This is a genomic window from Streptomyces sp. NPDC051976, from assembly GCF_040680795.1.
Lineage (GTDB): Bacteria > Actinomycetota > Actinomycetes > Streptomycetales > Streptomycetaceae > Actinacidiphila.
Genome location: NZ_JBFAXL010000048.1, coordinates 60,178 through 72,577 on the forward strand (window position 1 = coordinate 60,178; position 12,400 = coordinate 72,577).

Consider the following 12,400-nt stretch of genomic DNA (forward strand, 5'->3'; position numbering starts at 1 on the left):
AGTGGGACAGCGGGGTCTGCGGTACGCCCTCACTCACGCGGCACGGTGGTGCGATGGCGCGGCGGCGCAGACACGGGCGGTCATACCGTCGGACGATCATGCAGTCGTCTCCGTGCGACACACCGCCCGGAAAACGCACGTCAGCCGATTGGCGGCGGCAGGGCCGAGGCGGGGCACACTGGAGAGGTCGGCCCAGGAGGAACCATGCGGAAACCTGTGGTGCCGCTGCCGCTGCCGCGCCGCGTCGCACACGCCCTGCTGCACCGGCTGCCGCGCCGCGGCCGCCCCGACCCCCGCGCGCGGCTGCTCCAGCTCCGCGCGCTGGAGGCGATCCTGGACGACGCGGTGGCCGCGCAGACCCCGTCCGACCTGGTGGTGGCCGCGTGCGGCGAGCCGGGGCCGGTCGGCGAGCTGGTCGCCAGGACCGGCGGCGAGCAGCTGATGGTCTACCACCGGCTGACCGTACGGCTGCAGCACCTGCCGCTCGACGGTGAGCCGGCCGAGCTGGGCCAGGCGGCGGCACGGCTGTTCCAGTACCACGAATGGATGATCCACGAGGCGCTCAGCCTGGCCTTCTCCTCGCGCCCCGACGCCCGCACCGCGGCCGCCCGCCGCCGGATCAACGGCATCGGCGCACCGGCCGACGCCCTGCGCGACCTGCGGGAGACCGTACGGGCGATGGCCGCATCGGCGCCGGACGCGGCAGGGGAGCCGCCGCGCTGACCGCGCGACGACTCCCCCGGTCCTTCTCAGCCGGCCCGCGGCTCTGTCAGGTGCCGAAGACCTGGAACTCCCAGAGCGAGTAGCCGTACTGGGTGGAGCGCGCGGTGCCGTACATCCGCACATAGCGGCCGGTGCCGGTGACGTTGAGGGTCTGGGTGCCCCCGGTGCCGGTCGTCGTGGAGTAGACGGTGGTCCAGTTGGTGCCGTCGGCGGACGTCTGGATCTGGAACGCCTTGCCGTACGCGGTCTCCCAGTTCAGCACCACCTGGCTGATGGTGTGGCTGGCGCCCAGGTCGACCTGGAGCCACTGGGGGTCGGAGAAGGCGCTCGACCAGCGGGTGCCGGTGTTGCCGTCGACCGCGTTGGGCGCGGTGAAGCTGCCGTTCTCGGTGGACGACGCGGTCGCCGTCTTCCCCTGCGACAGCAGGGTGGGCTGGCCGGGACCGGGGCCGCCGGACGAGGGCGTGCCGTACAGCGCCAGCTCGTACAGCGAGTCGCCCCACTGCGAGGCTCTGCCGGTCGCGTAGACCCGTACGTAGCGGCCGGTGCCGGACAGCGCGGTGTCCTGGATGTCCTGGGGGCTGTTGCTGTTGGAGTAGACCGTCGTCCAGGTCGAGCCGTCGCTGGACGTCTGTAGCTGGTAGGCCGATGCGGTGGCCGCCTCCCAGGTGAGCGTCGCGTGCGTGAGGTCGTACGACTGGCCCAGGTCGACCTGGAGCCACTGCGGGTCGGAGAAGGCGCTCGACCAGCGGGTGGTGATGTCGCCGTCGGTGGCGTTCGACGCCGGGAACTGCGCGCTCTCCACCGAGGAGGAGGTGGTGGGCTTGCCGAGCGCGATGTCGGTGCCGGACGTGCCCGCGGGCGGCTTGTTGTAGACGGCCACGTAGTCGACGTTGAGCTGGCCGCCCGAGACGGTGGCGGCGTTGGGGCCGCCGCCGAAGGCGTTGGGGAAGCCGCCGCCGATGGCCAGGTCGAAGATGATGAAGAAGCTGTGGTCGACGGCGTTGGACCAGGTGGCGGCGTCGACCTGGTTGGAGTTGAGGGTGAAGTAGTTCGCCCCGTCCAGGTACCAGCGGATCTGCTCGGGCGAGGTCGAGCGGTCCAGCTCGACGGCGTAGGTGTGGTAGCCGGTCTGGCAGCCGCCGCACGCCCGCTCACCACTGCCGATGCCGCTGGTCTCGTTGCACGGGCCGCCGGAGCCGACCCCGCAGTGCAGCGTGCCGAAGACCGAGCTGCGGCCGTTGATGTCCTCCAGGATGTCCACCTCGCCGGAGCCCGGCCAGGGGACGCCGATCCGCAGCGGGGCGCCCAGCATCCAGAACGCGGGCCAGTATCCGGCGCCGTTCGCCGTGGTCACGTTCGGCTGCTGGATGGACGCCTGCATCCGCACCACGCCGCCGGGCTGCGCGCCGAAGCCGTCCGCCTGCGTCTCGACCCGGCCCGAGGTCCAGCCGGAGCCGGGGTCGGTGCCGGAGTGCAGGGCCTTCAGGACCAGGTGGCCGTTGCCGTCCTGGTAGACGTTGGAGGTGCTGGTGGTCGTGGTCTCGATCTCACCGGTGCCGAAGCTGCTGCCGGGGCCGGCGTCGTACCGCCAGGTGCCGGTGTCGAGACCGGTGTTCGCGGCGCCGCTGAAGTCGTCGCTCCAGGTGGTGCTGAAGCCCGCGGGGGGCGCGGGGACGGCGGCGGGCTGGGCGGCGGCGGGCTGGGCCGCGGCTTTCGTGGTGGTTCCGGAAGCGTTTACGGAGGCCCTGGGCTGGGCCGATGCGGCGGGCGAGCCCGCCAGGCCGACCGCCGCCATCGCGGTGATCGACACGAGACCGATGGCGAACCGTCCATAGGGTCGGCGGCGGCGTGGGGGCCGCAAGCGCTTGCCCATGATCGACATGCGTGCTCCTTCTCCTGCTGAGGGGTGGGGGGGAAGAGAGTGAGAGAGCGCTCTCAGGAGCGTCGGGCCTTGCCCGGTGCCTGTCAAGAGAAAGGACTGGTTTCGGGGGCGCGTGGGGCGCGTGCGGCCGTCCGCGTGACCCCGCGCGCAACCGGATCACCCCGGTCCGCCGTTCACGGTGCGGCGAGGCGATCAGCCGGGCAAACTCTGACGGAGGGCCGGGCCGGCCGGGGGCAGGAGGTGGTGAGCGTGGGAGTCACCCCTCTGCTGACCGTGCGCGGAATCTCCAAGCGGTTCGGTGCCGTGCAGGCGCTCGCGGACGTCGACCTGCAGATCGGCAGGGGAGAGGTGGTCGGCCTCGTCGGGAGCAACGGCGCGGGCAAGTCCACCCTGGTCAAGACGATCGCCGGGGTGGCACAGCCGGACTTCGGCATCATCGAGTGGAAGGGCCGCCCCGTCGGCCTGAACCGGCCGCAGGACGCCCAGCGCCTCGGGATCGCCACCGCCCACCAGGACCTGTCGCTGTGCGACAACCTCGACACCATCGACAACCTCTTCCTCGGCCGCGAGCTGCGCAGGTTCGGCATGCTCGACGAGGTGGGGATGGAGCAGCGGGCCCGGGCGCTGCTCGACTCCCTCTCCGTGCACATCGAGAGCCTGAGCGTGCCCGTCGCCGCGCTCTCCGCCGCCCAGCGGCAGGGCGTCGCCATCGCCCGCGCGCTGATCGGCGAGCCCGAGCTGGTGATCCTCGACGAACCGACCGCCGCGCTCGGCGCCTCCCAGGTCGCGCTCGTCCTCGACCTGGTGCGGAGCCTGCGCGACCGGCAGATCGGCGTGCTGCTGGTCAGTCATGAGCGGGAGGAGGTACGGGCGGTCGCGGACCGGGTGGCGGTGCTGCGCGTCGGCCGCAACGGCGGTGTCTTCGACACGAAGTACACCACCCAGGAGCAGATCGACTCGGCCATCACCGGCGACCACACCATGTCCGTCACCCTCCAGCAGAGCCTGCTGCCGCACGGACTGCCCGACCAGAACGCGCTCGACGTCGCCTACCGCTACCTCCCGGCGCAGGGCGGGGTGGGCGGCGACTGGTTCGACGTCATCCCGCTCGCGGGCGCCCGTGTCGCCCTCGTCGTCGGCGACATCGTCGGGCACGGCATGCACGCCGCCGCCACCATGGGCAGGCTGCGTACGGCCGTCTACAACTTCTCGATGCTCGACCTGCCGCCCGACGACCTGCTCGCGCACCTCGACGACCTGGTCGGCCGGATCGACAAGGACGAGGCCGCGCCGGGCGCCGCCGCGCCGATAGCGGGAGCGACCTGCCTGTACGCGATCTACGACCCGGTCTCGCGCTGCTGCCAGCTCGCCCGGGCCGGGCATCTGCCACCCGCGCTCGTCCACCCCGACGGTGTCGTGGAACTGCTGGACGTGCCGGCCGGTCCGCCGCTGGGCCTGGGCGGTCTGCCCTTCGAGGCGGTGGAGCGCCAACTGCCCGAGGGCAGCCGCCTGGTGCTCTACACCGACGGCCTGGTGGAGGACCGTACCCGCGACATCGACGTCGGGCTCGACCTGCTGTGCGCGTCCCTCGCGGGGCCCGGCCGTACGCCCGAGCAGACCTGCGCCGCCGTACTCGACGCGCTGCTGGCCGAGGACCACAAGGACGACATCGCCCTGCTCGTCGCCCGCACCCGCGCGCTGCCCGACGACCGGATCGCCCGCTGGGAGGTGCCCAACGACCCCGCCGCCGTCGCCGAGGTCCGCGCGGAGGCCGGCCACCGCCTCACCGCCTGGGGCCTGGACGACCTCGCCTTCACCACCGAACTCGTCCTCAGCGAACTGATCACCAACGCCATCCGCCACGCCACCGGCCCCATCACCGTCCGCCTCCTGCGCGACCGCCACCTCATCTGCGAGGTCGCCGACAGCAGCAGCACCTCCCCCCACCTCCGCTACGCCGCCACCACCGACGAGGGCGGCCGCGGCCTCTTCCTCGTCGCCCAGTTCGCCGAATCCTGGGGCACCCGCTACACCCCCGACGGCAAGATCATCTGGGTCGAACAACGCATTCCCTCGCCGGGGGCGATGGGCTGACACCGGGCTGACACCCCGTCCGGCCAGTCCTCCCGGTCCGGGGCGCCCCCAGTGCCTACGCTGACACCGCCACGGAAGGGCGGTGCCATGGATGCTGACTCCCGGACCCGGGTCGCGATCGAGGAGCACTGGCGCGCCTCGGAACGCGCGGACACCGAAGCCGAGCACGCCATCTACGCCCTGGACGCGATCCTGGACTACCCGCAGTCGGGCGAGCGCTTCCGCGGCCGCGCGACGATCGCCGCGCAACGCGGCGGGCACCCGGCCGAGCGCCACTTCACCCTCCAACGCATCACCGGGCACGCCAATCTGTGGGTGAGCGAATGCCTCATCACCTACGACGGCGTGCCGTCCTACTCGGTGAGCATCATGGAATTCGCCGACCGGCACGTGGTGCACGAGACGCAGTACTTCACCGCCCCCTTCACCGCGCCGACCGGGCGCGCCGCACTCGCGGAGCCGATGCCGGGCCGGACGATCGCCGAAGCCTGATGCCTGCCCGTCACGCCCTGCGGTGAACGACCCAGCGCCGGGCTGCTTCTGCCATCGCCAGCAGCCATGGGGCACCGGGTTCCCGCCGGGCGAATTCCCGGCGGCTGCTTGACCTGGGCGTGAGCCGTACGGGCGGTGGGTCGTGGGGGGTGGGGCGTGGTGGAGGGGTGCGGGTGGGGTGGGTTCGTAGGGTCGGGGGATGAGCGGATGTGTGGGGTTTGCCTCTTTCGGGGCGCGGGCCGTGTTTGTGGTGGTGTGTGCGGCTGGGGTGCTGGCGGTGGGGCCAGTGGCGGTTGCCGGGGGGACGGAAGGGCGGGCGGCGGGGGCGTTGTATGTGTCCGACTACGTGGACGGGGTGGTGCTGAGGGCGCCCGGGGGTACGGTCGCGGCCGACGGACTGACCCGGCCGACCGGTGTGACGCTGGACGGTGCCGGGGACCTGTATGTGTGCGACACCGGGAACAACCGGGTGGTGGAGATTCCGGCCGACGGCGGGCCGCAGGTCGTTGTGGCCGCCACCGATCTGAACCGGCCGGTGGCGACGGCTCTGGACGCGGCCGGGAACCTGTTCATCTCCGACAGCTTCAACGACCGGGTCGTGGAGGTCCCCGCTGACGGCGGCCCCCAGACCACGGTCCCGCTCACCGGGCTGTCGCACCCCGACGGGCTGGCGTTCGACGCCGCGGGCGACCTGTTCGTCGCCGACTTCATCAACGACCGCGTGGTGGAACTGCCCGCGGGCGGCGGCCCGCAGACGACGCTGCCGGTCAGCGGACTGTCGCAGCCCGCCGGGCTGGCCTTCGACCGCGCCGGGGCCCTGTACATCTCCAGTACGGGCACCAACAGCGTGGTCAAGGTGCCCGCGCACGGCGGTCCGCAGCGCACCGTGCCGACCGTGGGCCTCAACAGTCCGCAGGGGCTGGCCGTCGACGCCGCGGGTGACCTCTACATCGCCGACTTCGGTAACGACCGGGTGGTGGCGGTGCCGGGGGACGGCGGTCCGCAGACCACCGTCCCCGTTGCGGGGCTGCACAGTCCGGTCGGGCTGGCGACGCCGCTGTGCGGTGCCCGCGGCGGACACCACGGATAGGGCGGCTTCCGCCACGGGCCAGGCACCGTAGTGCCCCGAAGGGGCGCGGGGAACTGCGCGCTCAGCCCATGACCTGGCTGCAGGTCACCACCGGCCCCAATGGGGCAGACGCGTTGTCTTCGGACCACCGGCCCGGTGGGGGCTGGTCGCGCAGTTCCCCGCGCCCCTGTCGGGGCACGACTTCCGCAAGCGCGGCGGGCTTCCCCGCGCCCCTATCGGGGCGAGGTCTTCCGCGGGGCTAGGGGGCGAGCAGCGCTCGGAGTTCGGTCACCGCCTCGCGGAGGCGCGCGGCGAAGGTGCGCATGGGGGCGGCGACGGGGCGGGGGGTGCTGAGGTAGAGGTTGAAGCGGTCGGGGAGGAGGACGTAGGCGACGCCGATGCAGCGGCTGCTGGTGGAGCCGAAGCCGAAGTACTGGATGTTGGCGGAGGGGGCGGAGCTGGTGCTGAGGTAGTCGTCGCGCATGGTCAGCCAGCCGGGGGTGCGGTAGAGGGCGGGCTGTTCGGTGATGCCGAGTTCGGCACCGCGGCGGCGCTGGATCAGCTCGAGTTCCCACAGGTGCTGCTCGGGCGCCTCGCCGGCCTGGCACTCCTTGGCGCGGGCCACGTGCTGGGCGGCGGCGGCGCGCAGTGCGGCGCGGCGGGTGGCGGCGTCGGCGTCCGGGTCCTCCATGGCGGCCACGAAGGCGACCATTTCCGGGGTGACGACCCGCATCGCCTCGGTGCGCCCGCGCCGCCACTGCCGGGTGGCGATCGACTCGTAGGTGGCGCCCAGGTGCCCCTTGGCGCGCTGGTGGGCGAGTTGGTAGGCGGCCTGGACGAAGGCGTCGGGGGAGACGCCCAGCGCCTTGGCGGTGTCGGCGCCGAAGTCGTCGAAGGCGACGGTCTCGGTCGCGGTGGCGGCGCTGTAGTCGGCGTACGCCTGGGCCGCGGAGCGCACGGTGGCCCGTAGCGCGTCGTCCAGGGTGAAGGTGACGGGCGCCGCCGCGGGCCGGCCCTGGGTGCGGGCGCCGGACAGCCGGGACTGCTCGGCGGCGGGCGTGGACAGCAGCGCGTCGACGAAGCTGAGGATCGTGGTGCCGTCGAGACCGCAGTGCTCCACGTTGATGCCCGCGCGGCCGTCGCCGAAGACGATCAGCGAGACGGCCTTGTCGTACCAGCGGCTGCCGCCGTCGCCGTACAGCAACTGGTCGCAGGTCTGCTGGGTGTTGTCGCCCCCGGCACCGGGGGAACCACCCGCCGTCTCGTCCAGGCAGACGCAGAACAGCGCGGTCTCGACGGTGTCGAGGGCGGCGGCGTTGCCGGGGTCGCAGGCCAGCAGGGAGGTGCGGGCCGCGGCCCACTCCGCGCGAGCCATGGTGGTGAGGTGGCCGACCTGTTCGGGTACGGCGTCGGCCGCGGCCGTCTCGGCGGCGGTCTTCATGACCGCCCGCAGCCCGGCCTCCAGGTCGTCGAGGCTGTACGGCACCCCGTCCGGGCCCAGGACGTCCATCCGGAACATGACGCCGCGGTGGAAGACCACGATGTGCCGCGCGTCGGACGGCCCCGGCCACTGCTCGCTGTACGGGGCGCGGACGGTGTCCTGTTCCGCGCCGGGGATCCGGGTGGTGGAGAAGAGGTACTTGTTCTGCTCCATCGTCTGCGGGCGCCCGCGCTGCACGACCGGCGGCACGAGTTCCTGGTCGAGCTGCCGCTTGTAGTGGACGGCTCCGGCGATCAGCCCGGCGGCCCGCTCCACCTGCGGCTCGTCCGAATCCCTGAACAGGAAGATGAAGTTGGCGTTGAGCGCGATCCGGTCGCGGCGGCCGAGGTAGCGGTACGGCCAGAAGGTGTCGAGCCAACTGTGCACGCCCTCGGTGGCGTTGTACTCCTCCAGTGCCGCGTGCAGCACCCGGCCGGGGCCGTCGGGCCGCAGGAAGGCGGTCACCTCGGCCTCGGTGGCGGCGAGTTCGTCCGGCTGGAGCAGGGGTGCGCACCAGGCGAGTAACCGCTCGCAGCTGGCCTCCAGGGTGGGCAGCGGCACCCGGGGCAGCTCGTCCTCGTGCGCGAACGTCCGCGTGGCGGCGGATCCCTGACTAGGGTTCACTTCTGCTCTCGATTCGGGTCGTGGGAACCTGCGGTCGGCTCCTGGCCGGACGGCCGGGAGAGGTACAGCTGTGCGTAGAGCCAGCCTTCCGCCTCCAGGCCCCGGGTATCCACCCCATCGGCCGACATGGTGTCAAGAACGAGGGCCTGCTCCTTCGGCGACGCGAACCGCCGCTGCCTGAACTCGCCCTCGACGCGCTCGGTCCGGTAGCCGAGCGCGTCCAGCGCGCGCTCCACCTTGTCGAAGGGGAACATCCGCAGCACGGTGTGCGCCATCCACGGCCGTCGGCCGCCCTGTGCCTGGACGACCCGGGTGAGCGTGGCCTCGGTGACATAGCCGAGGCAGCCGGTGGAGATCACCAGGTCGGCCCCGGCGAGTTGGGCGGCCTGCCGTGCGGTCGGCTCGTGGCGCTCCAGGTCGGCGTGCACGGCGTCGTCGAGGAATCCGGCGGCGAGACCGTACGACAGGGCGCTGTCGGAGATGTCCAGGCCGACGCAGCGGATGGTCTGCGCGGGGCGCCGCGACCGGGTGAACTCCCGGTCCAGGGCGAGTAAGTCGGCGCGGGGCACGCCGGGCCGGGCGTAGTGGTCGTACAGCTCGTCCATCGTCGCGTCGCACTTGAGCAGCGCGCCGTTGATCCCGTAGGAGCAGCCGACGTCGACCACGGTCGGCACCTCGATGTGCTGGGACTCGCGGTACTCCTTGATGAGCTTCTCGAAGTAGGGCTTGGCCTGCTGGGGGACGCAGTACTCGAGTTGGCGCAGCTCGCCGAAGTACGTGCGCGGGTCGGGCTGGGTGTAGAGGTGGTCGAGCGTGACCTTGCCGGTCGGGTCGAAACGCACGGGGTGTGCTCCTCCGTTGGCGGATGGGCGGGCCCTGGGGGACGGCCGGGACGGGCCCTGTCGACCTAGTCGAGCAGCGCGTCGCCGCGTACGGTCTCGGCCGCGAGGTGGGCGGGCAGCACCCGGCCGAAGAGCTGCCGCGTACGGGACACACTGCCGATGACGCCGGGCCGCTCGCTGTACGCGAAGATCGCCGAGTGGCGGGCGGTGGCGCCGCGCACCGGGCTCACCCGGTGCAGCGAGTAACGCCCCCTGAACAGCTGCAGATCGCCGGGGCGCAGCGGCAGCCGTCGGGTCAACCGGCCGCCCTGCCCGTCCAGTACGGCGCGCACGTCGTCGATGTGCTCGTCGCGCGCCGACCGGATGTTGGGGCAGTACTCGAACTCCCCGCCGCCCTCGGCGTCTTGCGTCAGCATGCTGACGGTGAACTCGTTGGTGTCGAAGTGCCAGGGGTGCTCGCGGCCCGGCTCGACCACGTTGAGCACCAGGCCGGAGAGGGGATCGGCCAGTTCGTGCAGGCGCGGCAGGTCGAAGCAGCGGGCCACGAAGCGCTGGAAGGCGGGGTCGGAGTACAGGACGCTGATCAGCGAGCCCGCGGGGATACGGTCCCGCGCCACGAACGCGTTGCCCCGCTCGAACGTCCTGCGTCCGGGGTGGTCCTCGGGCAGGTCCGCGTCCAGCGCGATGTTGTAGACGTTGACGGTCTCGACGTCGAAGTGCGCCAGCGGGGCGAACCCCGCGCACTCCTCCCGCAGCGTCCCCCGCAGCGACGGCCGGACGAAGTCCGGCAGCACCGTGCAGCCGACCTCCGCCAGCTCCCGCCGGGCGCGGTCGACGACGGCCTGTGCCTCGGGGCTGTCGGGGTCCGCCAGGGGATACCGGTCGGTGTCGACCACCTGGTCGGGTGTCAGGGCTTCCACAGCGCTCAGCCGATCCTCTCCACGCACGGGAAAATCGTCAGAACCTCGGTAACTTCACTGGCGAGTAACACAGTTGAAGTTCCCACAGCGCGTGTCCTGTTGTCTGTGACACGACACACTGTTTCGGCCACGGACCCCCGGCGGAGAGCCCCGGGCAGGGCCTAGGAGCCGCGGGGGAAGGTGTCGCGGACGACGCCCTTGGTGGTGGCGGAGAGGTAGCCGCTGCCGTAGGCGTCGGAGAGGTAGACGCGGATGGTGGGGGTGCCGTCGAAGAGGTCGGGGCCGATGATCAGGTAACGCGAGGTGGGGTGGGGGACGTTGAGGGTTTTCTGGGCCTTGGCGAGCAGGGCCGGGATGACGTTCCAGTCGTAGGAGGACAGGCTCACCGTGGTGTCGTCGGACTCCATCGTGCCGCCCGGCGAGTGGGTGGTCTGGCCGTCGCGGTACTCGATGTCGTCGTACAGCTTCTGGTCCGCCGGGGTCGGCGCCTCGGCGCTCGCGTAGCCGGGGTAGACGACCAGTTCCTTGATCTTGCCGTCGTGGGTGTACGGCTTGATCGCGGCGACGGTACGGCGGACGCCGTCGGGGGTGAGCAGGTTGGTGGTCGGGGCGGCCGCGGCGGACGGCGTCCGGTCGGTGGGGACGAGGGAGCCGGGGGTCGTCGCCGTGGGGGCCGAGGCGGACGTCGTCGGGGTGTGGCCCGAGCCGAGGCCGCTGTTCTGCCCGTCGTCGCCGCTGCCGCCCTTGGGAGCCAGCGTCCAGGCGAGGACCCCGGCCAGCACCACGCCCGAGGCGGACAGCGCGGCCACCACGGCGCGTCTTCGGCGGGCGGCGGGTGCGGACGTGCCCGTGTGGGGCCCGGGGTGCCCGGGGTGGCTTCCGGCGGGCGGCATCCATCCGGCCGGTGCGCCCGGCGGGCGGTCCATCGGGTACATCGGCGCCCCGAAGGACGGCTGGGAGTGCTGGCCGGAGTTCGGGCCGAGGTGCTGACCCGAGTGCTGGCCCGAGGGGTGGCCGGGATGGCCCGCGGGGGCGCCGTACGGCGAGACGGACGGCCGGGGGGTGGACAGGCCCGCGGGCGGCGCGTACGGCGAGGCAGGCGAGGGGGTCTCGGCGGGCGGCGCGTACGCGGAGGCGGGCGGCGGGGTGTCCCCTCCGTACTCCCCCGCGTGCTCCGCGGCGGCCAGCGCCCGGTCGAGCGCCTCCGCGTCCGGCCGCGCCGCCGGGTTCTTGGCGAGCACCGCCGCCAGCACGGGACCGAGCGGCCCGGACCGCGTCGGCGGCGGCAGCGGCTCGTCGAGCACCGCGGCCAGTGTGGCCAGCGTGGTCGCCCGCCGCAGGGGGTGCTGGCCCTCCAGGCCGACGTACAGCATCATCCCGAGCGACCACAGGTCGGAGGACGGATTGCCCTCCTCGCCGCGGATCCGCTCGGGTGCCATGTACTCGGGGGAGCCGATCAGCGCGCCCGTGGCGGTGAGTGCGGTCGCGTCGTGCAGCGCGGCGATGCCGAAGTCGGTGAGCACCGGGGTGCCGTCGGTGCGCAGCAGGACGTTGCCCGGCTTCACGTCGCGGTGCTGGATCCCCGCCGCGTGCGCGGCCCGCAGGGCGCTCAGCACGCCGCGGCCGATCCTGGCCGCCTCCGGTACACCGAGCGGGCCGCGGGCCAGCCGGTCCACCAGGCTGCCGCCGCCGACCAGCTCCATCACCAGCCAGGGATACGGGTGTTCGGGGGTGTCCACGATGTGGTGGATGATCACGACGTGCGGGTGCTGCAGCCGGGCGAGGGCCCGCGCTTCGCGCAGGACGCGTTCGCGCATCTGCTGTGCGCCGAGCGGGTCGGCTTCCGCGACCGCCGGGTCCGGCGGGCGGACCTCCTTCAGCGCGACCTCGCGGTCGAGGGCGTTGTCGCGGGCTCGCCACACCAGGCCCATGCCGCCGCCGCCAAGCCGTTCGAGCAGCTCGAAACGGCCATCGATCAGACGCATCTGTGGGCCCCCAGGGTTCATGCGGGTCATCGTAGAAGGTCCGCGCCGCGCTTGCGGAGGCCCAGGTACCGGTAGCCCCCCGGGCGCGGTGTGCCGCGCTGCCCTTGCGGTGGGCCTTCGCCCCGAAGGGGCGCGGGGAACTGCGCTGCGCTTGCGGTGGGCCAGGCACCGGTAGTGCCCCGTTAGGGGCGCGGGGAACTGCGCGACCAGCCCTCGACGGGCTGCAGGTCACCACCGGCCCCAATGGGGCAGACGCGTTGTCTTCGGACCACCGGCCGGTGGGGGC

At 72.8% G+C, this 12,400-nt stretch carries 8 protein-coding genes and 2 pseudogenes; 5 read left to right on the plus strand and 5 right to left on the minus strand.

The annotated features are described in order from the left end of the window. Window positions 1-204 precede the first annotated feature (204 nt). Window positions 205-723 (plus strand): hypothetical protein, encoded by a 519-nt coding sequence (locus tag AB0M29_RS34165; protein ID WP_365389980.1) that lies wholly within the window; start codon window positions 205-207, stop codon window positions 721-723. Between the two features lie 46 nt (window positions 724-769). On the opposite strand, the gene AB0M29_RS34170 is transcribed toward AB0M29_RS34165, so the two are convergent. Then, window positions 770-2,608: a discoidin domain-containing protein gene (locus AB0M29_RS34170; protein ID WP_365389982.1), complete on the minus strand. Its 1,839-nt coding sequence runs from the start codon at window positions 2,606-2,608 to the stop codon at window positions 770-772. Window positions 2,609-2,911: 303 nt separating this feature from the next. Here AB0M29_RS34170 and AB0M29_RS34175 point away from each other — a divergent pair. The 4 genes and pseudogenes from AB0M29_RS34175 to AB0M29_RS34190 all read left to right on the plus strand — a co-directional run. Beyond that, window positions 2,912-3,361 (plus strand): annotated as a pseudogene (locus tag AB0M29_RS34175) (ATP-binding cassette domain-containing protein); the annotation flags it as partial. Window positions 3,362-3,559: 198 nt separating this feature from the next. Continuing rightward, a pseudogene (locus AB0M29_RS34180) lies at window positions 3,560-4,702 on the plus strand (ATP-binding SpoIIE family protein phosphatase); the annotation flags it as partial. A gap of 87 nt (window positions 4,703-4,789) precedes the next feature. Then, complete coding sequence (locus tag AB0M29_RS34185; protein WP_365389984.1) at window positions 4,790-5,194, plus strand: nuclear transport factor 2 family protein; 405 nt, start codon at window positions 4,790-4,792, stop codon at window positions 5,192-5,194. 334 nt (window positions 5,195-5,528) lie between these two features. Beyond that, window positions 5,529-6,284: a hypothetical protein gene (locus AB0M29_RS34190; protein WP_365389987.1), complete on the plus strand. Its 756-nt coding sequence runs from the start codon at window positions 5,529-5,531 to the stop codon at window positions 6,282-6,284. Between the two features lie 238 nt (window positions 6,285-6,522). Here AB0M29_RS34190 and AB0M29_RS34195 read toward each other — a convergent pair whose 3' ends face one another. The 4 genes from AB0M29_RS34195 to AB0M29_RS34210 form a co-directional block, all read right to left on the minus strand. Beyond that, the gene (locus AB0M29_RS34195) at window positions 6,523-8,367 is read right to left on the minus strand and encodes a choline/carnitine O-acyltransferase (RefSeq protein WP_365389990.1); all 1,845 of its coding nucleotides are present in this window, start codon (window positions 8,365-8,367) and stop codon (window positions 6,523-6,525) included. Further along, window positions 8,364-9,209 (minus strand): class I SAM-dependent methyltransferase, encoded by an 846-nt coding sequence (locus tag AB0M29_RS34200; protein ID WP_365389992.1) that lies wholly within the window; start codon window positions 9,207-9,209, stop codon window positions 8,364-8,366. The genes AB0M29_RS34195 and AB0M29_RS34200 overlap by 4 nt, the downstream gene beginning before the upstream one ends. A gap of 65 nt (window positions 9,210-9,274) precedes the next feature. After that, window positions 9,275-10,138 (minus strand): arpA protein, encoded by an 864-nt coding sequence (locus AB0M29_RS34205; RefSeq protein ID WP_365390006.1) that lies wholly within the window; start codon window positions 10,136-10,138, stop codon window positions 9,275-9,277. 152 nt (window positions 10,139-10,290) lie between these two features. Then, window positions 10,291-12,114, minus strand: a complete 1,824-nt coding sequence (locus tag AB0M29_RS34210; protein WP_365389995.1) for a serine/threonine-protein kinase — start codon at window positions 12,112-12,114, stop codon at window positions 10,291-10,293. Window positions 12,115-12,400 lie beyond the last annotated feature (286 nt).